We start from the raw sequence: 22,463 nt of genomic DNA, 5'->3' as shown, positions 1-22,463 counted from the left end.
AGCAAATAGATCGTTCTGAATCACAGACATCTCACAGCATGTGACGGCGCGGCACGACTTGGTTCAAGCCAAATGCAGTAATTTCATCGGAGCGCTTCTGTAACTCGCGCATCGACCTATCGACGTCAGGATGAATTTTCTCCGGGTTGCGCTGCATATCTCGAAAGAATCTCATCACAGTCCCTGCGATCACATCGGCAGCCTGAATGCCTACCGACTCATGCGATGCCGCGAATTCAAGCGATGCCTGCTCATGAAACATATAGTCGGCAGCGGGTGTGAATGCCTCAAAGCCTGAATCCTTAATACCCTCCGCAGTGCGTTTGGCCTCACGCAGGATTTCTTCGACCTCCAATTGCTGGTCGTGCACAAGACGCACGCCTGCTAGCTTTCGCCTACGGAACAGGTTGATCCTTGCGTAGATATTCGTGAACGACGAAAGATTGGGAAGCATCCATACCTGTTTGCTGTGCCTGTTCAAATCGGGCGAAGGAAGAAACCTCAGGTAAGCCGTTGGGTCAGCCTTCCGCATCTCGCCGTATTCCGTTGCGGCTTCAATGACCATGCGGTGCACGCCGTCACGTATATCCTGATTCTTGGGCATCGTGGACTCTCCCGCAGAAAACAGCATCAGACTTCCGAACAAGCTCATCAGCGAATGATCGGACGGAGAGAGGCAAGCCTCGACAAACCGGTTCAGGACGTGCTCAGAGACCTCGTCGTACAGGAAGTCGACGGCAACGTTCTTCAGAAAATGAAGCTGCGAACCGTCAGGAAAACCCATCACGGGCGGCAACAACTGGTGGTCTACCAAGTTCATGCAAATGAAGTAGCGCTTGTCGACAACCTCGATGAAAAGCGGGAGCCCCGCGTCGAGCACTTCAGAGAGCAACTCGGCAACGAAGGCTGATTGGCTTTGGAGCGACTTCGATTTCAGTTCACCTGCCGGTATCCTATGCCTGAGCCGCATCGCCTCGATCTGCTGCACAAGCGGCGCTTCATCTTCGATGCCTAACGCCGCCAAGACAAAAAACGGCTGATCCAGAAAATCGTAGGCCACGCCTGATTTGACGAGATCGCCGCTGTGTCCGCTCTCATCGAAGAAAAACGAAAGAGTCATGGCCGGCTCTCTTCGACGACATACGAGCGTGTTGCCTTCGCCATTTTGTGCGCGGGCCAAAAACTGGACGATACAATGCTTCCGAACAATTCAAGGGCCATATGGATCTCCATTCGCCCCGTTGAGGGACAGACACTCAGCATGCATCTCGGCTTTGCTCTGCAAAGCCGCATCAATGGACATCTCACAGGCCCCTAACAGGACAGCAATTTTTTCCATCACAGCTTTCAAGTTCCGTAGATCAACCTCGGCCAGGCCACTGAGTGTCGGCAATCGGGCTCCTGTCTTATCTGGAATGCCGTGGGGATATCTAAAACCCATAGACTCTGGATCAACAGCACACAATTCGTCGATCAAACTTCCCGTCTGATCCAAGGCGACCGTTGATTGACAGGGCGCATGCTCCTCCAAGAGAGGGCGCAAGATGGCCCAGAATGTTCCCAGGCGATGGCCCACCAACCCAGCCTGCTTGTCCGAGGGATTCTTCTCCAACAACAACCACAGCGAGCGGATCAGACTCTTGACCATCAATTCGATATGCTGGCGGTACAAAAAGACGATGGGATAGACCAGAAAGTCCAGATGTCGACCCGTCCCTGCCGCTTGATCCACCAGCATGTCCGCAGCATCCTTGTAGCCTGTTGCATAGACCGACCACTTGTCGCCATACAAGCGGTGGTTAAGCTGCGCGCTGTCAACCCAGGAACCACTTTTGAAAAGTTTGTCACCGGATACAGGGAATGAGACACCATCGATCGAATCAAAGAGGTCGTCCAATTGCGGTTCTTCATCATCGCTGGGAATTGTCACGGCTTGACCTTATGTCTGTCGAACAAACGTTCAAAAAAATCGATCACCACTTTCTTGGACTGCGGTCCTACAACATAGCGATCATTGCTCTTGTCCGCATCGGGAAACTCGGCGCCGCCAAACCGGTATAGCTCATAACCTTGGAGTCGCAACCGCCTATCTTCCTCGACCATCATGGCGTAATGAGCGGGAGACGCTCTACCCCCCTCCGCGTAGTGCTGCTGCCCATCAACCTCAATCACGATACGAACACGGCTATCCAATAACATCAAGAAATCCATGCGTTGTCGTGCCAGCACGCTGTCTTTTCCCAGTTGCATGCGCTCGGCCTGCGTGAAAGGATCGTAGTGAAGATAGACCTGTGGGATTAAGGCAGGTAAACGATCTCCAAGTTTCGGGCCAAACACTTCGTGGTAGGTACGAAAGATCGCGTATTCCCCTGGAGAATGCGAAAGCTCCACCGATCGCTTCAGGCGCTCCCCCAAAGATTGACGCGCGGATTTCAACTCCGCCAGCCCTTGGCGCTCTTGCCACCATTCGGCCATATCTACCCACGCCAGGCCACTCACCGGCAACGGACGGTCAAACACCAGACACATGTCTGCATGCTTAGTAATTTCGATGTCATTGCTGACCGCATCGCGCAGTATCAATTCCGGCTTTGGTCCTACGGACGCGAAGATCAGATTCTTGACCGCGCCTGCAACACCATTTCCTATGCGCTGAACGGCGTAGATCGGATGCGTGGATTGCTCACCGACCACTACGGCCTGAAATCCATCGGGCCGTAGAACGGCATTCAAGTGGATTACTAGCTCGACCTGCTCATCGCCTCGTCGAACAACCGGGTGAAGCAATTTTTCCAGTAGCGCGAAAAACTTGGTCTGGCTGCATGTCAGTGCACCACATCGAATCAGTACTTCTTCGTTGGAGTCGTCGGGATTGCGTACATAATGTTGGACGACGTCTTTGGAGAGGGCGGGTAAGAAATTGAGATGGTGATCGACGCCATCGTAGGTCAGGTACTCGTACGAAATGATATTGAGCCCTTCGAAAAGGTCAACGTCATTGAATAACGAATCAAGACGATTTAGAACCTTCAGTGCGTCTCGCCGAGTAATTTCTGTGATGCGGTGCTCCGCGTGTACGGTCAGTTCGCTCACAGCCTCAGCCAAACTGGGGACGTCGAATTCCTTTAGAACAGCAATTGCGATGACCAGCAACGCAGGCTGGTCACGCTCCATCAATCGGCTCTTGACATAGACCTTGCGGCTTCGAAAGGCTTCGTCGGTATCGCCCTCCTCCACACGCTCCTGAATTCCTACCCTGACGCAGACGGCAGGAACGTCGTATGACTTCGCACTTTCTTTAATGCCTTCGGCAATGCGGTCTCGCAAGGTATCAAGCGCAATTCGTGGGGCTGGCGCTCCCATTAACGCCTCGACACCGGAGACGAAAAAAAACGCTGCATACCCGACATCGCTACACAGCGATGCATTAGGCGCGAGGGCGAAATCGACTTGATGGTCATGACGAACCCGTTTCGTTAGCAATGTCGCTTGGAGATTGCACGGCCATGATGACCGCACGATTCCCCTTCAATACAGCATCCACCAAAGTGTTGAGGTAATCGGTCGTCGCTGCATGCGCGCCGATGTACCCCGACTGTATAAGATCCAGAAAGGCTCCTTGACGCAGATACCGACCACCCAATGACTCATAGCTAATCCGGATGGCATTGCGCGGTCCTTTGCAAACAGGATCAGCAAGCAACTGTTCGTAGTGATCGATTGGCGTGACAATACCGCCGCTACTTAGCGCACCGTCACGCTTAACAAATTTGAGATAGAACACTTGCGGGTTGAGGCGGTATTCAAGTGGGCCAGGTGCATGCTGTTTGGCGAACATCTTCATCCGCGCTACCTCTTTCGTCATGCTGGCTTCTGGCCGGTACAACCAATCGGAAGGCTGTCCATCCCGGCGGTTCGGTTCCAGCATCTTGTACTGAACCATAACGATGTTCTTTTTGGTCAGATTCAGGTAAATCAAATCCACACCGAAGACGTGTTCCAGGTCACGTCGGTTAGCCGTAAACACTTCAAGCCTTTCCTGCCCCTTCTTGAATACGGCGCGGCCTGTGAGATCACTAGACGTAAGTGTGTAGCCAGGAACCGAGCGAGCGTCTTTCTCTATTGCAGAGTCTTCGATCAGCGGCATCCGCTGCTGAACCGTGAGGAATAGATCATTGTTGGCTGACGCCCGTGGATTCTCGATCACCGCGTCCTCAAGCAGCGGCACTCGCGCCAGCGCCGTCGCCTTCCCTTCGAATAGTTCAACGTGTTCAGCTCGATCGCTCGCGCCCAAGCCGAAGGCCTTCAACGCCGTCTGTACAGCATCCTCCTGCACAGCGGAAAAATTCGTATAGCGCTGTGGCGCATGAAGTGATTCGATAACTGCTCGCATCGGACCTTCATTGCCAGCAATACCAGCCAGACAGCTGATTAGCGCGCTACTAAGTTTGGGCGATAGCACAATGACTGGCGCCGCCAGTTCTAGCTTTTTCCGCAGCTGGTCAGCATGAGAGCTGGTACCGAGGAGTTTCAAGAGAGCCTGCTCCGTACCCGGCTCGATGCGTACTGCGCGCTTGATTTTGATACGAGTGTCGAGTGTGGTAACTGCACTGCGTGAGCTTACGATCCCGATATAAGCATGCTTGTAGGCATCCTCCTCTCGCACCCAGCTCGAAGCTGTCTCGAAGATTAGACACACTGTTGGCGTCTTAATGCCTGATAAAAGTTCGTGCGGCCGAGCCAGAGTAAATTCATTGAAGCCAAGCCGCGACTCCCTAAGCTGGGTGCTGTCGGCTTCGTCCAACCGCAGCAGAACGCAAGGTTTCGATTCGACATGTAGCCGCAATGTTGTTAGCCAAGACGATACGATGGTCTTGGCCATTTCATTGATCTCCGGTCAGTACGGATGAGTCGGGCAGCTTCAATAGCCTGCTGCAGGTGGTGACATCTACAGCAGGCTGCATATCCAGACGAATGTGAAAATCATCAGGCTGCGGCCGCATGAACTCAATGTCGCGGGTCAGATGCACATGGCGAATCGCATCGACGACAGAGGATTTTTTGACATCATTTTCACCGCCAAGCGCGGTCATGCCCTCATGAAACGACACACAGAAAATCTGTTCTTCAGCCCCGAACTGGCGAAAATTCTTGATCTGGATTTCTGAAAGGTACATCGCCTGTTCCGGTTAAGTGAGGATAGATGCCTACACGGTTGCGCCTAGGAAAATCGCGTCCTGAGACGGTTTTGTATTTGCCTTTTGCTGAATGATTCGGCATCGTTCCAGCAGAACCTCAAAAGGCTCAGCGTCATCCAGGAACAAACCGTCATCGACCATGTGCTGATAGTCGGAAGCAAGCGTGACCAGCGCACCGTCATCTGGTACAAGCTGCAGGGCACCAGAAACTGCAGCGTGGTAATCGATCAGTTCTCCATGCGAGGATTTCTCCGCGAAGAAAATACTCTTGTGATCGGCAACTGCTTTGCCGAGCGCCGTGTCCGCGATGGCTGCGTCAACGAATCCGGCCTTATCAAGCCGAGCCACGTCATGCCAATGACGGGCGAAGCGTTCGCCGCCACGGAAAGTACCTTGAGCGCAGAAGACATGAATCGCCGTGGCCTTTTCCCAGAAGGTACGCTCGGCGCGCATCACCTGCGGCGTGGCAGTGGGAAACACAAGCATCGGCAGGTACGTAGCCGCATCACACTGGATGAGACGTGGTTCGCTGGGTTCGCCGGTAGAACGAGCACCAAACTCCAGCATGACGGCCGGGGCAACATAGCCCGTACCAGCGGATAACGGAATGTAATCGATAAAGACCTTGTCATCTTCGGCGCGTACCAATGCGGGCAGAGACTGCTGCTCAAGGTCCTGCTTGAGCCTCGGCACGATTTCGCTGGCAACCCATTCTGCCAAGCGCGCCCGAATTTCTTTGCTCCACTTCTTTTCTTGGCTCTTGCTAACTGGCAGGGGAACATCGGCGTCTCCAACCAGATCGCCTGCGATCGCGCGGATGTCGTAGGTCAAATCGACATCTTCCGAAAACCGGCGGATGACACCGTAGGCCTTAGACAGAGATGTGCCACCCTTAAAAACCAGATGATCTGCATGCGGACCATCGAACAGGTGCCGCAACGACCAGACGACCCAGATATCTTTTTCAAGCAGATGAGGCAGACGGCCGGAACTGCTGGCAGCCGCGTTGAGCGCCTCCAGACGCTCAGCAGTGGAGAGTTCGAAAAACTCAGCCATGCGCCAGCAAAGCGCTTACTTCTTGCGCCATCCAGGTCGGCAGGCGCGCACGCGCCGATGCGACTTCTTCGAGTTCGGACGGTTGCAGTTTGGACCGAAGCTTGCGCAGTGCTTCGCCAGCCTTCTCAGGCCCCAGCCAAGCGAGCGCTCGCACTACTTCTCCCGCTGGACGACCAGGAAAGATCAGTTGCCAGATTGGCGCGTGCCGGAATTCGACCGTTTGCGCGCCAACCCTCAGACGTCGATTGCGCCCGGATGTCAGATAGATAGCCTTCATCGGCACTTGGGTAGTGAGACCAAGCGCATTGGCCGCAGCTGCCCCGTGGAGCACGATCGTTTCCCCACGCTGGACAGCCAGTCCCTCTACCATTTTGCTGGTGGACGGCGCATGCGTCCCGAAACGGCTCTCCACGGGTAAAACGTAAATACCTCGCCCAGCCCGCAACAAGGCACCGCGCTTCACCAGGCGAGAGAGCACTTGATCAACAGCAGCCCTGCCACCCAAATGCAGAAGCTCCTTCGCGACCAAAGGGGTGCCTTCCGGCAATCCGGCTGCGTATTCCAGTACTTGTTTGGCAATGGTTTGCATATGAAACGCCCTATTTGTCAGAATTATGCAAAAACTTCTGACACTTGTCAAGTTGACTGATAAATGACTTGTCACCCTCCTTTAGGCGCCGGGAACAGCGTGGAAGTATAGGCACGCTCTTCCGCCCAAGCATCAACCATATTCGCCCATTCCTGCAGCATGTGGCGCCGCTGTTCGGCATACTCGGCTTTGTTGTAGATCGAGCGCGAAGAACGCCCCTCATCGTGAGCCAAGCACTTCTCAATCCAGTCACGGTTGAAGCCCGCTTCATTCAAGAGTGTCGAGCCAGTGCGACGTAGATCGTGAACAGTAAACGACTCCAACGGTACGCCCGCTGTCTTGGCTCGTTCTACAACAATCTGCGTGACCCTGTTCAGAGTTGCACGTGACATGCATCGATCAGCATCGTAACGCGACGGCAGCACGAACTTAGATCCTGCGGCACAAGTATGCAGTGCCATGAAGATGTCTAGCGCTTGTCGCGACAGATAGACCACATGAGGCTTACGCCCCTTCATACGCTGTTTTGGAATCGTCCAGATCGCATTCTCGAAATCAATCTCGTCCCAAGTCGCCTCTATCAGTTCACTCTTACGCACCAGCGTCAACAAGATCATGCGCAACGCCAGCCGGATGGTCGGATAGGTAGCTACAGACTCCAATTGCTTGGACATCAGGTGAATCTCCTGCGGTGACAAGGCTCGGTCCTTCGCCACGAAAGTCGCAATGGAAGCTGCATCTACGCTGTCGGCCGGGTTTGCTACTTTCTCTCCATGCAAATTCGCGTAACCATAGATCTGCTTCACGATGTCGCGAATTTGAACGGCAGTTGCTGGAGCACCGCGCGCTTTCACGCGCATACAAAGCGCCCGCAGATCTTCACCATGAATTTCGCAGAGAAGACGCTTTTTAAAATTGGGCAGGATGTCGCGATCCAGTACGCTCTTTCGCATCGATCGCGTCGACTCTGCCATGGTGGCTCCATAAAGCCACCGGGTCGCATGATCGCTGAAAGTCTGCGTTTCGGGTCCACGAGCCTTCTCCCGCTGCTTCTGTAGTGCTGGTGAAGTTCCCTCACCCAGCAGCCGTCTAGCATTTCGCAGCCGTTCCCGGGCTTCGGCAAGTGAGATGCCGCCGAAGCCATAGCGACCGATGGTCAGCGTCTCACGCCGGCCATTGATCCGGTAGTCGTATCGGAAGGAAATAGTGCCTTTCGGCGAGATGGCGGCGTACATGCCATCTCGATCTGCGGCTTTGTAAGGGGTCGCGCGAGGTTTAAGGTTGCGCAAGGCAAAGTCTGTGAGCATGGGATTGGTCTCCTGATTGAGACGGCCGATTGCCGTCACCTATCACGACACCTACATATCCCTGCGAGCCCGCATGGAGCTTAGCTAATGCGCATAGATATTACCGTCACAGACGGTATTGCTGTGGAAGCACGAAAAAGGTCCAATGGAAAGGCCTCATGCACCCCGTCAGTTTTACCGTCAGATTCACCACCTTGGAAGTGGCATTAGAACGAAAACTAATTCTTAATACCTTTAAAATCAACAACTTAGAGAAACCACATTCTCGTTAACTATTTTTGAGTAATTTTTTAAGTTATTGATTTATATGGGAAAAATACTTCCCTTATTCCCACTCGATAGTCGCAGGCGGCTTGCCCGAAATATCGTACACCACCCGATTGATCCCGCGCACTTCATTGATGATGCGGTTCGACACCCGTCCCAGCAACTCATGCGGCAGATGTGCCCAATGCGCAGTCATGAAATCCTGGGTCTGCACTGCGCGCAAGGCCACCACGTATTCGTAGGTGCGGCCATCGCCCATCACGCCGACTGATTTCACCGGCAGGAACACCGCAAACGCCTGGCTGGTCTTGTCGTACCAGCTTTCGTCCTGGTCGTCCTTGGTGTTGCGCAGTTCTTCGATGAAGATGGCGTCGGCGCGGCGCAGCAGGTCGGCGAATTCCTTTTTTACTTCTCCCAGGATGCGCACACCGAGGCCCGGGCCTGGGAACGGATGGCGGTATACCATCGCGTGCGGCAAGCCGAGGGCGACACCAAGCTTGCGCACTTCGTCCTTGAACAGCTCGCGCAGCGGCTCCAGCAATTTCAGGTTCAGGGTTTCCGGCAGGCCGCCAACGTTGTGGTGGCTCTTGATGGTGTGCGCGGCGTTCTTGCCCTTGCCGGCGCTTTCGATGACATCCGGGTAGATCGTGCCCTGCGCCAGCCATTTGGCGTTCTGCAGCTTGGCGGATTCGACCTGGAACACTTCGACGAATTCGCGGCCGATGATCTTGCGCTTGGCTTCCGGATCGGTGACGCCGGCCAGGTGCCCCATGAACTGGGCGGTGGCGTCGACATGGATCACCTTGACGCCGAGGTTCTGGGCGAACATCTCCATCACCATCTTGCCTTCGTCCAGGCGCAGCAGGCCGTGGTCGACGAAGACGCAGGTCAGCTGGTCGCCGATGGCGCGGTGGATCAAGGCTGCAGCAACGCTGCTGTCGACGCCGCCGGACAGGCCCAGGATCACTTCGTCGCTGCCGACCTGCTGGCGGATCGACTCAACCGCTTCGGCGATGTAGTCGGGCATGTTCCAGTCCGGCTTGCAGCCGCAGATATCGATCACGAAGCGGCTCAGGATGGCTTCACCCTTGACCGTATGCGTGACTTCCGGATGGAACTGCACCGCGTAGAAACGGCGCTCGTCGTCGGCCATGCCGGCGATCGGGCAGTTCGGCGTCGATGCCATCAGCTTGAAACCAGGCGGCATGTGATCGACCTTGTCGCCGTGGCTCATCCAGACTTTCAGCATGGAATGCGATTCGGGCGTCACAAAATCGCTGATGCCTTCCAGCAGCGCACTGTGGCCGCGGGCGCGCACTTCGGCGTAGCCGAACTCGCGTACCTTGCCCATCTCGACCTTGCCGCCCAGCTGCTCGGCCATGGTTTGCATGCCGTAGCAGATGCCGAATACCGGCACGCCCAGCTCGAACACCGCTTGCGGCGCGCGCGGGGTGTCGCCGTCGGTGACGCTGTTCGGGCCGCCCGACAGGATGATGCCGGAGGCGCCGTAGTTGCGGACGAATTCATCCGACACATCGTAGGGAAACACTTCAGAAAACACGCCAGCATCGCGCACGCGCCGTGCGATCAGTTGGGTAACCTGGGAGCCGAAATCGAGGATGAGGATTTTTGAGTGCATGGTGGCTGATTTAGCAAAAAATGAGAATCTTTAAAGTGCACGCGCCACCGGCGGTATCCCCGCAGGTGGCGCGTTCCTGGACTAGATCACTGAACAACCCAGCTATCAATCAGTCCGATAGTTAGGCGCTTCCTTGGTAATCTGGACGTCATGGACATGCGACTCGCGCATGCCGGCTGAAGTGATTTCCACGAATTCAGCTTTTTCGCGCAGTTCGTCGATCGTCGCACAGCCACAGTAGCCCATGGAAGAACGCACGCCGCCGATCAGCTGGTACAAGATGGTCAGCACGCTACCCTTGTAAGGCACCCGGCCTTCAATACCTTCCGGCACGAACTTGTCAGCCTTGTTGGCCGAATCCTGGAAGTAGCGGTCGGCGGAACCGTCCGACATCGCGCCCAGGCTGCCCATGCCGCGGTACGACTTGTAGCTGCGGCCCTGGAACAAGATCACTTCGCCCGGCGCTTCTTCGGTGCCGGCGAACATGCTGCCCATCATCACGGTCGAGGCGCCGGCGGCCAGCGCCTTGGCGATGTCGCCCGAAAAGCGGATGCCGCCGTCGGCGATGCATGGAATGCCTGTGCCCTTGAGCGCTTGCGCGACATTGGCGATGGCGGAAATCTGCGGCACGCCGACGCCGGCCACGATCCGCGTGGTGCAGATCGAGCCAGGGCCGATGCCGACCTTGACGCCGTCGGCGCCGTGGTCAGCCAGCGCCTTGGCAGCGGCTGCGGTAGCGATATTGCCGCCAATGACTTCCACCTGCGGGAAATTCTGCTTGACCCATTTGACACGATCCAGCACACCCTTGGAGTGGCCGTGCGCGGTATCGACCACGATGACGTCGACGCCGGCTTTCACCAGCAGCTCGATGCGTTCTTCGTTATCGGCGCCGACGCCGACCGCGGCGCCTACGCGCAGCTTGCCCTGGCTGTCCTTGGAGGCCAGCGGGTGCGAGGTCGATTTCTGGATATCCTTGACGGTGATCAGGCCGCGCAGCTCGAAAGCGTCGTTAACCACCATTACGCGTTCCAGACGGTGCTTGTTCATCAGGCGCTTGGCTTCCGACAGGTCGGCGCCGTCCTTGACGTAGACCAGCTTCTCGCGCGGCGTCATCTTGGCGCTGACTTCGGCGTCCAGCTCCTCTTCAAAACGCAGGTCGCGGTTGGTGATGATGCCGACCAGGCGGTTGCCGTCGACCACCGGGAAACCGCTGATGCCGTGCTGTTCCGACAAGGCGATCACTTCACGGATGCGCATGTTGGGCGGAATCGTGATCGGGTCACGCACCACGCCGGATTCGAAACGCTTGACCTTGGAGACTTCGCGCGCCTGTTCCTGCGCGGTCAGGTTCTTGTGGATGATGCCGATACCGCCCTCTTGCGCCATGGCGATCGCCAGCCGCGCTTCAGTCACGGTGTCCATCGCAGCCGACAGCAACGGAATGTTGATATCGATATTGCGGGTCAGGCGTGTTTTAAGGGTGGTGTCTTTGGGGAGGACGTCCGAATAAGCGGGGACCAACAGCACGTCATCGAACGTGAGTGCTTTCTGAAGTAGACGCATAGTTTTTCCTATAGGCGCAAAAGCGAATTATACAGAAAACCGGACAACTCGCCTAACGTTGCGCAATTTTAGCCACAACAGGGAAAATATTTCCACAAAGCACTACCGATCAATTGACACGACTAGTGAAACATGGCGAAATCTGCGCTCAATCTACTTCTACCGCCCCAAGGAACAGCAATGAATGCAATCCGCCTGAAACATGTCTTTTCCGCCACCGCGGCAACGGTCTTGCTCAGCCTGGCGACTTCCGCCCTGGCGCAATTCGTGTGGCTGGATGAAAAAGGCGTGAAACAGTATTCAGACATGCCGCCGCCCTCCTCGGTGCCGAACAAGCGCATCCTGAAAACGCCGAGCCAAAGCCTGCCGCGCGGCGCCGCCGAAGAAGAACCGGGAGCCGCCGCCGACGCTGCCGCCGACAGCAAGCCGGAAGCAAAAGCACCGCCGACCGTCGCTGAGCAAAACGCCGCATTCCAGAAACGCAAGACCGAACTGGCAGAGAAGAACAAGAAAGCCGAGCAGGAAGCCAAGCTGGCCTCCAGCAAGGCTGAAAATTGCGCCCGTGCCCGCGCCAACCAGCGCACCCTGGATTCCGGCGCAAGGGTTGCCCAGACCGACGCCAACGGCCAGCGCTCATTCATGAGCGACCAGCAGCGAGCGCAGCAAAATGCACAGAACCGGGAAACCTTGAACGATTGCCAATAAGGCAGCAAACCCCGACAGCCCGCCTTCAGCGGGCTTTTTTATCGGCCCGCTTGCGGCGCGACTCCATCGGATCGGCGATCAGCGGACGGTAGATTTCAACCCGGTCCTGGTCGCGCAGCACGGTATCGAGCGTCTTCAGCTTGCCGTAGATGCCGACGCGCCAGCAGCTGAGGTCGATTTCGCGTATTTCTTCCAGCAGGCCGCTGCGCTTGATGCCTTCGTGCAGCAGCGTCCCGGCTGGCACCGACAGCTGCTTCAGGGCCTGCACGCCGGGGCTGGCGTAGCAGACCTGTATCTGTATTTCGCCGGCGGCCGCCTCAGTCATGGCGGCCGTACACCGCATCGGCGCGTTTGCAGAAGGAATCGACAAAACTGTTGGCGATCATGCTGAATACCGGCCCGATCAGCTTTTCCAGGATGCGGTTGGAGAATTCGTAGTGCAGGTCGAATTCGATCTTGCAGGCGTCGGCCCGCAGCGCCTTGAAGTTCCAGTTGCCGTCGAGCTGCTTGAAAGGCCCCTCCACCAGCCGCATCTGCATGTTGGTGGGCGGCGTGTTGGTGTTTTCCGTAGTAAACGATTGCTTGATGCCGTGGTAATGTATATTCAGCGTCGCCACCAGCTTGCCGGCATCGCGTTCACGCACATCCACCCCGCCGCACCACGGCAGGAATTGCGGGTAGTCTTCGACCCGGTCGACCAGCGCAAACATCTGTTCAGCGCTATATCCCAAAAGAACCGTTTTATGCACTACTGCCATTGAATATCAACCGTTTGATAGAATCACAACTTGAAATTTTAACCGACCTGCGCGATTTTCCTAATACATGAGCATTATTGACAACAAAAAAGTCTTCCACGACTACTTCATCGAAGAGCGTTTCGAGGCCGGCATGGAGCTGCATGGCTGGGAAGTGAAGTCCATCCGCGCCGGACGCGCCAACCTGAAAGAAGCCTACGTCATCGTCCGCAACGGCGAAATTTACCTGTTCGGCGCCCATATCAGCGCCCTGCTCAGCGCCTCCAGCCACGTCCATCCGGAAGCGGTGCGCACCCGCAAGCTGCTGCTGCACGCCGAGGAAATCAAGAAACTGATCGTCAAGGTCGAACGCTCCGGTTACACGCTGGTGCCGATCAACCTGCACTACCTGCGCGGCCGCATCAAATGCGAAATCGGCCTGGCCAAGGGAAAAAAACAGCATGACAAGCGCGACACCGAGCGGCAACGCGACGGCGAACGGGAAGTCCAGGCTGCGATGAAACAGCACCGGCGTTGAAGCGACGCCAATAAGCGACACCAACAAAAAGGGCGGGCCGGCGAAACATGCATTTCGCCGGCCCGCCCTTTTTTCTGTCGCCGATTAAGACTTGGTCTGGGATTTGACCACTTGCAGCGCCGTAGCAATCAAGCCGCTGATATCGCCCAGATTGGCCGGCACGATGATCGAATTATTGGTCTTCGCCAATTGCCCGAAGGCCGCCACATATTGCTCAGCCACTTTCAGGTTGACGGCATCCGAACCGCCTGGCGACTGGATCGCAGCCGCAGTCTTGCGGATAGCCTCGGCGCTGGCTTCGGCAATCGACAAGATCGCCGCGGCCTGACCCTGGGCACGGTTGATGGACGCCTGCTTCTCGCCTTCGGATTTGGCGATCGACGCTTCGCGTTCACCGGTCGCGATATTGATCTGCTCCTGCTTGCGGCCCTCAGAAGCGGCGATCAGCGCCCGCTTCTCGCGTTCGGCGGTAATCTGCGCCTGCATCGCATGCAGGATTTCCTTCGGCGGCGTCAGGTCCTTGATTTCATAACGCAGCACCTTGACACCCCAGTTGGCGGCCGATTCGTCAATCGCGTTAACGATCGTGGTGTTGATGTGATCGCGCTCTTCGAAAGTCTTGTCCAGTTCCATCTTGCCGATCACCGAACGCAAGGTGGTCTGCGCCAGTTGCGTGATCGCGGCAATGTAGTTGGACGAACCGTAAGAAGCGCGCATCGGGTCGGTAATCTGGAAATACAGGATGCCGTCCACCTGCAACTGGGTGTTGTCGCGGGTGATGCAAACCTGCGGCGGCACATCCAGCGGGATTTCCTTCAGGATGTGCTTGTAGGCGACGCGGTCGATGAACGGCACCACGATGCTCAGCCCCGGCCCCAGAGTTGCATGGTACTTGCCCAGGCGTTCTACCACCCACGCATGCTGCTGCGGTACCACTTTGATCGTTTTGGCGATAAAGATAATGACTATCACCAGCAGGACTAACGAGACGCTTCCGAACATGATTTTTTTCCTTATGAATTGAAACAGAGTCATTCGCCACGCAACGGCGAAAGCCGAGGCCGATCAGTGCTGGCCCGGGCTGTTGCCGACAATTAGCCGGCTGCCGCGTATTTCCTGAATGAAAAACAGCCCCCCATCCGCATTTGCCGTCGGCGCCAGTTCGACATCCCACATCGCGCCGCGATACTTGACGCGCGCCGTATAACCGGCCGCCCCGGCATCCTGCTGCCATTGTTCGACCGTGATCGATTGCCCGATGTCGAGATTGACATTCGGGTCGCGCTCAGCCTGGACCTTGGTGCGGCGGCCGAATTTGCTCCGCCGCAAAAGGTAAGTGGCAACCAGGGCCACCACGGCGGCAACCAGCAACTGCCATTCCACGCCCCACCCGATCAGCGCGGCGACGCCGCCCACGGCAAGGCCAATCGCCACCATCAGCAAATACAAGGTCGTAGTGAACAGTTCCATCACCACCAGCAAACCAGCCGCCAACATCCACATCACCCATCCGGCCATATGACCCTCTCCGTTATGTAGAACACACAGTGTAATCCATCTGACAACTGAAGTTACAATAACTCACACCAGATTTCGTTGGCGCCGCCAAAGATGATGGCTCTCCAATCCGGTGCTATGCTCCCTTTTCCACGAATTGCCCTCGGCCAAAGCCGCTCTCAACCCGCCACACATGAATACGATTCAACTTATCCAGCAAGCATACAAGGATTTCCAGAACGGAAATGCCGGCCATGCCGAACGCTCGCTCAAGGACATCCTGAAGAACCAGCCGCAGAACTTCGACGCCCTGCATATCCTCGGCGTCATCTGCGCCGCCACCGGCCAGCGCAACGAAGCGGCGCAGCTGTTCGGGCAAGCGCTGGCGCTGGACGGCAAGAATGTCTCGCTGCACTACAAGCTGGCCCGGGTACAGTTTGAATCAGGCCAGTTCGAAGCCGCACTGCGCGCTTATGAAAAAATCATCGCCTTGGGATATGTCAAGCCCGAGATCCTGCTGGCCAAGGCCGTGACCCTGCTCAGCCTGCAGCGCCGCCAGGAAGCGCTGGACTGCATCGAACAGACGCTGTCCGCATGGCCCGACTACGCCGACGGCTGGGCCCACAAGGGCGCCCTGCTGTATCAGTTGCAGCAGCATGAAGAAGCGCTGGTTCATTTCGACCGCGCGCTGGCGCTGCAGCCGGCCATGGCCGACAGCTGGTATAAAAAAAGCCTGGCGCTGGACAAGCTGGAGCGTTATGCCGACGCCCTTGCCAGCCTCGACCGCGCCCTCGCACTGGCGCCGAAAACCGCTGCCTACTGGCTCGACCGCGCGGTCATCCTGCACAAGCTGGAACGCTATGCCGAATCCCTGAGCGACAATGAAACCGGCCTGGCGCTGGCGCCCGGCAACGCCGAAGCATGGGGCGACCACGGCCTGACCCTGAGCCGCATGAACGGCCACCAGCAAGCGCTCGACAGCTACCAGCGCGCCATCGGCCTGCAGGCCGGCTACGCGGATGCGCTGTCGAATCAGTCGCTGTCGCAACTGGTGCTGGGGCAGTTCGAGGCCGGCTGGCAGAGCTATGAATACCGATGGAAAAAAGGCAATGCGGATTTTCCGCGCCATACCGGAATTCCCCTGTGGCTGGGCCAGCAAGCCATCGGCGGCAAGCGCATCTTGTTATGGTCGGAACAGGGCTTGGGCGACACTATCCAGTTTTGCCGCTACGCCGTCCTGGTCGCGGCTCTAGGGGCCGAGGTAGTGCTGGAGGTCGATCCTGCGCTGAAAGCAATCGCCCAGACAATGGGGGATTTCCAGGTGATCGCCATCGGTGAAGTGTTCGCGCCGGTCGACTGCCAGACGCCGTTGATGAGCCTGCCGCTGGTGTTCAAGACCGAGCTGGCGACCATCCCGGCCCCGCCCTCTTATTTCACAGCCGATGCGAGGAAAAAAGAAAGCTGGAGAAAACGCCAGGATTTCGCCGGCGGCAAACTGAAAATCGGCCTGGTCGGCTCAGGCAACGCAGGCAATACCAACGATCACAGGCGCTCCATGCCGCTGCAGGAATTCGCACCGCTGCTGCAACTGGATGGCGTGGATTTTTTCCTGGTGCAGAAAGACATCAGGGCTTCGGATCACGCCTATGTGCAGCAAACGCCAAGACTGCAGCTGGTCGCCCACGACATTGGCGGTTTCGACGACACGGCAGCGATCATTGCCAATCTCGACCTGGTCATCAGCGTCGACACCTCCGTCGCCCATCTGAGCGGCGCCTTGGGAGTGCCGGTCTGGATCCTGCTGCCTTGGGTGCCGGACTGGCGCTGGCTGCTGGATCGCGAGGATAGCCCGTGGTATCCGAGTGCAAGGTTGTTCCGGCAAAAACAGGCCGGTGACTGGCAAAGTCCGATACTGCGCGTAGCCGAATCCTTACATGTCTTGCTAGACAACCAGGCTAGCATCTGACCCTGAAAATAAAAACGCGAGCCCAGGGCTCGCGTTTCTTATGACCAGGACGAATCATCGTCCCGTGTATCAACTTTATTGCGCGGCTGCCAGCTTCTGCCAGGTATCAATCACCGAATCCGGATTCAGCGAAATCGATTCAATCCCCTGCTTCATCAGCCACTCGGCAAAATCAGGATGGTCCGATGGGCCTTGGCCGCAGATGCCGACGTACTTGCCTTTGGCCAGGCACGTCGCAATGACCTTCTCCAGCAAGGCCAGGATAGCCGGATCGCGCTCGTCGAAATCGGCCGCCAGCAATTCCATGCCGGAATCGCGGTCCAGGCCCAGGGTCAGCTGGGTCAGGTCGTTGGAGCCGATCGAGAAACCGTCGAAGTAATCCAGGAACTGGTCGGCCAGGATGGCGTTCGACGGCACTTCGCACATCATGATGACGCGCAAGTCGTTTTCACCGCGCACCAGGCCGTTCTTGCCCAGCAGGCCGATGACCTTCTCAGCCTGGCCGAGGGTACGGACGAAGGGCACCATGATCTCGACGTTGGTCAGGCCCATGTCGTTACGCACGCGTTTCATCGCCTGGCATTCCATTTCGAATGCTTCGGCAAAATCGGCCGCCAGGTAACGGGCAGCGCCGCGGAAACCGAGCATCGGGTTTTCTTCATCCGGCTCGTAGCGCGAACCGCCGATCAGTTTCTTGTACTCGTTCGACTTGAAGTCGGACAGGCGCACGATGACTTTTTTCGGCCAGAACGCTGCGGCGATGGTGGCGATCCCTTCCGCCAGCTTGTCGACGTAGAAAGCCTTGGGCGAAGCATGGCCGCGCGCTACGGATTCCACCGCCTTCTTCAGGTCGGCGTCAATGTTCGGGTATTCCAGGATCGCACGCGGATGCACGCCGATGTTGTTGTTGATGATGAATTCCAGCCGCGCCAGGCCAACGCCGCCGTTCGGGATCGACTGGAAGTCGAACGCCAGCTGCGGATTGCCGACGTTCATCATGATCTTCAACGGCAGCTCAGGCAGTGCGCCGCGCGCCACTTCCGTGACTTCGGTTTCCAGCAGGCCGTCGTAGATCTTGCCTTCGTCGCCTTCGGCGCAGGAAACGGTAACCAATGTGCCGTCTTTCAGCACATCGGTGGCGTCGCCGCAGCCGACTACCGCCGGCACGCCTAGTTCGCGCGCAATGATCGCGGCGTGGCAAGTACGTCCGCCACGGTTGGTGACGATCGCCGAAGCACGCTTCATCACCGGTTCCCAGTTAGGATCGGTCATGTCGGCCACCAGTACGTCGCCCGGCTGCACCCGCTCCATTTCGGAAGCGTCATGGATCACACGCACGCGGCCGGCGCCGATCTTCTGGCCGATGGCGCGGCCGTGGGTCAGCACGTTGCCGATGCCCTTGAGTTTGAAACGCTGCTGGGCGTCGGTCGATTTTTCCTGCGACTTCACGGTTTCCGGACGCGCCTGCAAGATGTACAGCTTGCCGTCGCGGCCGTCCTTGCCCCATTCGATATCCATCGGACGCTCGTAGTGCTTCTCGATGATGGTGGCGTATTTGGCCAGCTCGACGATTTCGCTGTCGTTCAGCGAATAGCGGTTGCGCAACTCGATAGGCACGTCAACGGTCTTGACCGACAGGCCGGCCTTGGCTTCGCCGGTGAATTCCATCTTGATCAGCTTGGAGCCGATGTTGCGGCGGATGATAGGCAGCTTGCCCTGTTCCAGCATCGGCTTATGCACGTAGAATTCGTCGGGATTGACCGCGCCCTGCACCACGGTTTCGCCCAGGCCGTAGCTGGAAGTGATGAAGACCACATCCTTGAAGCCCGATTCGGTATCCAGGGTGAACATGACGCCGGCAGCGCCGACATCGGAACGGACCATGCGCTGGACGCCGGCCGACAACGCCACTTCGGCGTGGGTAAAACCCTTGTGCACGCGGTAAGAGATGGCGCGGTCGTTATACAGCGAGGCGAACACGTGCTTCATCGCTTCCAGCACATTTTCAATGCCGACCACGTTGAGGAAGGTTTCCTGCTGGCCTGCAAACGACGCATCCGGCAAGTCTTCCGCAGTGGCGGAAGAACGCACGGCGAACGACATCTCGCTGGCGGAATCAGCCACCAGGCGCTTGTAGAAATCGGTGATTTCCTGCTCCAGGCGTGGCTGGAAAGGTGTCTCCACGATCCATTGACGGATCTCGGCGCCGGCTTGCGCCAGGGCCCGCACGTCCTCGATGTTGAGGGTCGCCAGGCGTTCGGCTATGCGATCGGCCAGGGCTGGACCGCCATCCGTGCTGTGCGACAGGAAATCGCGGAAGGCTTGCGCCGTGGTGGCAAAACCGCCCGGCACCCGTACTCCGGCGCCGGCCAGCTGGCTGATCATTTCACCCAGCGATGCGTTCTTGCCGCCGACGGAATCGACATCCGTCATCCGCAGATTTTCAAAGGAGATGACGTAAGCCGCCCCCTGGGTAGCACCCATCTGTATTGCATTGGACATAACAACCTCTAGTTTGATGATAAGAAATCTTCACAATTGCCTTCGCCGCCCTTGGCTTTTTGTTATTCTTCGTCAGGTAGCTTAAATATTCGGTTGGCTGCCATTTTATGCCAATTTAGCGTTCACAGGCGCACATGGCAGTATGCAACGGCCTGTAAGCTAGAGTCGGTACTCGGTTAAAAGTTTCGGCGGCGCTGCGGCGCTTGCGCGGTCCTTGGGCAGCGCCTGGCTTTTTATTTTTTACTTTATTTTCGACAACATTATGCTAGATGCCGCTCCCGCCCCGCTGGTCCCAGCCAATCGCACCGTATTCTTCGTTTCCGACGGCACCGGCATCACCGCCGAGACCTTCGGCCACTCGGTGCTGACCCAGTTCGAGCTGCGCTTCAAGCAAGTGCGCCTGCCGTTCATCGACACCCTGGACAAAGCCTACGACGCCACCCGCAAGATCAACGAGGCATGCGTGGCGGACGGCAAGCTGCCGATCGTGTTTTCGACGCTGGTCAAGGCCGACCTGTCGAAAGTGATCCAGCAGGCCAAGGCCATGCACATGGACCTGTTCCAGACTTTTGTAGAACCGCTGGAAAGGGAACTGGGCGTCAAGTCCACCCATACCATCGGCCGCACCCACAACACGGCCAATACCGACGAATACAAGAACCGTATCGAAGCCATCAATTTCTCGCTGGCGCATGACGACGGCCAGTCGCACAAGAACCTGGCCGACGCCGATGTGATCCTGGTCGGCGTCTCGCGTTCCGGCAAGACCCCGACCAGCCTCTACCTGGCGATGCAGTTCGGCGTCAAGGCCGCCAACTACCCCCTGATTCCGGAAGATTTCGAACGCGACAAACTGCCGAGCGGGCTGCTACCGTTCAAGCAAAAGATTTTCGGCCTGACCATTGCCGCCGACCGCCTGTCGGAAATCCGCAACGAACGCCGCCCTGGCAGCAAATATGCGGCGCTGGCGAACTGCCGTTATGAAGTGAACGAAGCGGAAAAGATCATGCGGCGCGAAGGGATACGCTGGATGTCGTCGACCACCAAGTCGATCGAAGAAATCGCGGCGACGATTCTGCAGGATATCAAGCCGGATATACGGACATTCTAGCGATCCGACAGGGCCGATTGCAGGCCTTGGTAGGGTGGGCACCTGTGCCCACGCGGGGCATCGATTATCCGAGGAGAAAATTCAGCGTGGGCAAAAAATCTGTCGGCGCTATGTTATGGCTGGTGCAGCATCTTGCAGCCATAGCTCCGCCGGCATCGCTACCGGCAAAACCACACCATCGGCGATTGCGTTTTTGACGAAGCAAGTATCTACAACATCGCCGCTCTTCTGGTCCGCCAACAATTCCTTTGCCGGGGGTTGCAGCAGGTCAGCCAACACCAAACTACCAAGTCCCTCTTCAGCTGCCAGCAAGGCAAGCGCCTCCCCTCCTGCTGTAGAAGTAGCGATATGCAACACAAACAGCGCTGAACTGTCGCCACCGGTAGCCGCGGTGAATACATGCGCGCCATCGCTCAACGGCGCATGCTCTCCCGGCCGGAACGTCCAGTTGCCGTTTTCATCGGCAATGGCCGCGCCTAGATACAGTTCGCCATCGTATAGCCGCACCAGCGCATCCGGCTCGCCACGACCGTTGAACACAGGGCGATTGTCGTCCGTCACGGCGCCGCTGGAGATGTCTCCTGCCTGGCCGACAAGGCTGTCGATCACCGGCACCGGCGCCGCAGGGACATTCGCCACATGCAGCACAAACGGTTCAGAGGCCACGCCGGCGCCGACCAGGGTGAATACATGCTCCCCCGGGCTAAGCCGGTCGAAGTGATCGGTGTAACTCCAGCGGCCGTCCAGGCCCACCGGCAGGCTACCGACCAGCGCCCCGTTGTCGTAGAGTTCAAGCAGCGTGCCGGGCTCGCCGCTGCCATGGAAGGCCGGGCGCGCATCGTCGGTCGTGTCGCCGCTGGCCAGCTGTGCCGTTGCGCCGATGTTGTCCAGCACTTGATCGATCATCGGCCTGGCTGAGTCCGGAGCGCCTATCGTCAGCGCGAACGGTGCCGACGTCACACCCGCGCTGGCCACAGTGAACACGTGCTCGCCTTGCGTCAACGGTTCGATCACATTAAACCGCCATTGGCCGTCCTGGCCTGCCGTGGCCTGCCCAAGATAGATGCCATTGTCGAAGATCATCAGCTGGGCCAACGGCGCGCCCTGGCCGCTGAGCACCGGCGTTACATCATCCGTAGCGCCGCCGTTGGCGACGACTCCGGTTCTGCCGAAATCGTCAAGCGCCAGCGCGATCACAGGCGGCGGCAAGCCGGGAAGCTCCGGATCCGGGAGAGGTTCGGACAGCGTCTGGTCGGTAATATCGGGTAATGCCGCGTTCTCTACCAGCTCGACTGCTGTAGGCGAGCCGGGCGGAGCCATTGTGGCTCCCAGCCGCCGGCCTGGTCGACATAAGCCGAACTCATCAGCGTGCCATTGTCCAGGATTTGGGCAGCAACATTAGACGGTAATGGAGGGGGATGGTCGATAGCAGCCAGCCGGCTCACCGGGGCTACCTCAAGTTCGGCATCCCTATGAACACTGTCAGCCGGCACTGACGCGGATCTGGCAGCCACGCCGTCAACCGCAGCGAACATGTCATTGGCCGGACTTTGCGCATCGGACCTTACTGCATCGGCCATGGAAACTGCGGGGCCAAATTCATCCAGCTCGATCCATGCGCCAGACTTCTTTTTATTGGAACTCATTAAATCTCATTGCTCCCTAGGCTAAGATCAAGAGAAAATATACTCGACAAAAATGGGAAAACGATAACAACAATCCATTTTATTGCACTTATTGCAATTGAAATAGATAAAGGAGCATGACCCCGTCAGAATAGGAAAA

21 protein-coding genes are annotated in these 22,463 nt (G+C 57.4%); 4 read left to right on the top strand and 17 right to left on the bottom strand.

Going from position 1 to position 22,463, the window contains the following annotated elements; all coding sequences use genetic code 11:
- Window positions 1–31: 31 nt before the first annotated feature.
- The 10 genes from CFter6_RS07850 to guaB all read right to left on the bottom strand — a co-directional run bounded on the left by CFter6_RS07850 (window position 32) and on the right by guaB (window position 11,622).
- A complete protein-coding gene (locus CFter6_RS07850) occupies window positions 32–1,120 on the bottom strand; it encodes a DUF3800 domain-containing protein (RefSeq protein ID WP_061539453.1) in 1,089 nt (362 codons plus the stop codon).
- Window positions 1,121–1,210: 90 nt separating this feature from the next.
- Window positions 1,211–1,930 (bottom strand): hypothetical protein, encoded by a 720-nt coding sequence (locus tag CFter6_RS07845; protein WP_061539452.1) that lies wholly within the window; start codon window positions 1,928–1,930, stop codon window positions 1,211–1,213.
- Window positions 1,927–3,363 (bottom strand): AbiJ-related protein, encoded by a 1,437-nt coding sequence (locus CFter6_RS07840; protein ID WP_061539451.1) that lies wholly within the window; start codon window positions 3,361–3,363, stop codon window positions 1,927–1,929. Before CFter6_RS07840 ends, CFter6_RS07845 begins: the two co-directional genes overlap by 4 nt.
- 94 nt (window positions 3,364–3,457) lie before the next feature.
- A complete protein-coding gene (locus CFter6_RS07835) occupies window positions 3,458–4,882 on the bottom strand; it encodes a hypothetical protein (protein WP_061539450.1) in 1,425 nt (474 codons plus the stop codon).
- A gap of 1 nt (window position 4,883) precedes the next feature.
- A complete protein-coding gene (locus CFter6_RS07830; protein ID WP_061539449.1) occupies window positions 4,884–5,177 on the bottom strand; it encodes an OLD family protein in 294 nt (97 codons plus the stop codon).
- A gap of 30 nt (window positions 5,178–5,207) precedes the next feature.
- On the bottom strand, window positions 5,208–6,254 hold the full coding sequence (locus CFter6_RS07825) for a nucleotidyl transferase AbiEii/AbiGii toxin family protein (RefSeq protein WP_061539448.1): 1,047 nt from the start codon (window positions 6,252–6,254) through the stop codon (window positions 5,208–5,210).
- Window positions 6,247–6,843, bottom strand: a complete 597-nt coding sequence (locus CFter6_RS07820; protein WP_061539447.1) for a DUF6088 family protein — start codon at window positions 6,841–6,843, stop codon at window positions 6,247–6,249. The genes CFter6_RS07825 and CFter6_RS07820 overlap by 8 nt, the downstream gene beginning before the upstream one ends.
- A gap of 71 nt (window positions 6,844–6,914) precedes the next feature.
- The gene (locus tag CFter6_RS07815) at window positions 6,915–8,150 is read right to left on the bottom strand and encodes a tyrosine-type recombinase/integrase (RefSeq protein WP_061539446.1); all 1,236 of its coding nucleotides are present in this window, start codon (window positions 8,148–8,150) and stop codon (window positions 6,915–6,917) included.
- A gap of 325 nt (window positions 8,151–8,475) precedes the next feature.
- On the bottom strand, window positions 8,476–10,056 hold the full coding sequence (guaA, locus tag CFter6_RS07810; RefSeq protein WP_061539445.1) for a glutamine-hydrolyzing GMP synthase: 1,581 nt from the start codon (window positions 10,054–10,056) through the stop codon (window positions 8,476–8,478).
- Between the two features lie 105 nt (window positions 10,057–10,161).
- Entirely contained in the window at window positions 10,162–11,622 is a 1,461-nt protein-coding gene (gene guaB / locus CFter6_RS07805; RefSeq protein WP_061539444.1) for an IMP dehydrogenase, read from the bottom strand.
- 180 nt (window positions 11,623–11,802) lie between these two features.
- Here guaB and CFter6_RS07800 point away from each other — a divergent pair, with 180 nt between their 5' ends.
- Window positions 11,803–12,327: a DUF4124 domain-containing protein gene (locus CFter6_RS07800; RefSeq protein ID WP_236904566.1), complete on the top strand. Its 525-nt coding sequence runs from the start codon at window positions 11,803–11,805 to the stop codon at window positions 12,325–12,327.
- A 25-nt stretch (window positions 12,328–12,352) separates the two neighbouring features.
- On the opposite strand, the gene CFter6_RS07795 is transcribed toward CFter6_RS07800, so the two are convergent.
- Together CFter6_RS07795 and CFter6_RS07790 are read right to left on the bottom strand one after the other, a co-directional pair.
- Window positions 12,353–12,652 carry an RnfH family protein gene (locus tag CFter6_RS07795; RefSeq protein ID WP_061539442.1) on the bottom strand — a complete coding sequence of 100 codons (300 nt, stop codon included), beginning with the start codon at window positions 12,650–12,652 and terminating at the stop codon, window positions 12,353–12,355.
- Complete coding sequence (locus tag CFter6_RS07790; protein ID WP_061539441.1) at window positions 12,645–13,085, bottom strand: type II toxin-antitoxin system RatA family toxin; 441 nt, start codon at window positions 13,083–13,085, stop codon at window positions 12,645–12,647. The genes CFter6_RS07795 and CFter6_RS07790 overlap by 8 nt, the downstream gene beginning before the upstream one ends.
- Before the next feature lie 67 nt (window positions 13,086–13,152).
- Here CFter6_RS07790 and smpB point away from each other — a divergent pair, with 67 nt between their 5' ends.
- Complete coding sequence (smpB, locus tag CFter6_RS07785) at window positions 13,153–13,602, top strand: SsrA-binding protein SmpB (RefSeq protein ID WP_014005340.1); 450 nt, start codon at window positions 13,153–13,155, stop codon at window positions 13,600–13,602.
- An 84-nt stretch (window positions 13,603–13,686) separates the two neighbouring features.
- Here the strand turns inward: smpB and CFter6_RS07780 are convergent, their stop codons facing one another.
- Complete coding sequence (locus CFter6_RS07780) at window positions 13,687–14,604, bottom strand: SPFH domain-containing protein (protein WP_061539440.1); 918 nt, start codon at window positions 14,602–14,604, stop codon at window positions 13,687–13,689.
- A 63-nt stretch (window positions 14,605–14,667) separates the two neighbouring features.
- Window positions 14,668–15,120, bottom strand: coding sequence for an NfeD family protein (locus CFter6_RS07775; protein WP_061539439.1), 453 nt, complete (start codon window positions 15,118–15,120; stop codon window positions 14,668–14,670).
- 172 nt (window positions 15,121–15,292) lie between these two features.
- Here CFter6_RS07775 and CFter6_RS07770 point away from each other — a divergent pair, with 172 nt between their 5' ends.
- Complete coding sequence (locus CFter6_RS07770; RefSeq protein ID WP_061539438.1) at window positions 15,293–17,065, top strand: tetratricopeptide repeat protein; 1,773 nt, start codon at window positions 15,293–15,295, stop codon at window positions 17,063–17,065.
- A gap of 75 nt (window positions 17,066–17,140) precedes the next feature.
- Here the strand turns inward: CFter6_RS07770 and ppsA are convergent, their stop codons facing one another.
- Complete coding sequence (gene ppsA, locus CFter6_RS07765; RefSeq protein ID WP_061542262.1) at window positions 17,141–19,498, bottom strand: phosphoenolpyruvate synthase; 2,358 nt, start codon at window positions 19,496–19,498, stop codon at window positions 17,141–17,143.
- 331 nt (window positions 19,499–19,829) lie between these two features.
- Here ppsA and ppsR point away from each other — a divergent pair, with 331 nt between their 5' ends.
- A complete protein-coding gene (gene ppsR, locus CFter6_RS07760) occupies window positions 19,830–20,678 on the top strand; it encodes a posphoenolpyruvate synthetase regulatory kinase/phosphorylase PpsR (RefSeq protein WP_061542261.1) in 849 nt (282 codons plus the stop codon).
- A 108-nt stretch (window positions 20,679–20,786) separates the two neighbouring features.
- Here ppsR and CFter6_RS07755 read toward each other — a convergent pair whose 3' ends face one another.
- Both CFter6_RS07755 and CFter6_RS07750 read right to left on the bottom strand, forming a co-directional pair.
- Window positions 20,787–21,998, bottom strand: a complete 1,212-nt coding sequence (locus CFter6_RS07755) for an Ig-like domain-containing protein (protein ID WP_150118673.1) — start codon at window positions 21,996–21,998, stop codon at window positions 20,787–20,789.
- Entirely contained in the window at window positions 21,959–22,324 is a 366-nt protein-coding gene (locus CFter6_RS07750; RefSeq protein ID WP_061539436.1) for a hypothetical protein, read from the bottom strand. The genes CFter6_RS07755 and CFter6_RS07750 overlap by 40 nt, the downstream gene beginning before the upstream one ends.
- Window positions 22,325–22,463: the final 139 nt, after the last annotated feature.

The sequence above is a fragment of the Collimonas fungivorans genome (assembly GCF_001584145.1).
GTDB lineage: Bacteria > Pseudomonadota > Gammaproteobacteria > Burkholderiales > Burkholderiaceae_D > Collimonas > Collimonas fungivorans.
The sequence above is the reverse complement of the archived record's forward strand: the minus strand, read 5'-3'. Positions and strand labels throughout refer to the sequence as shown.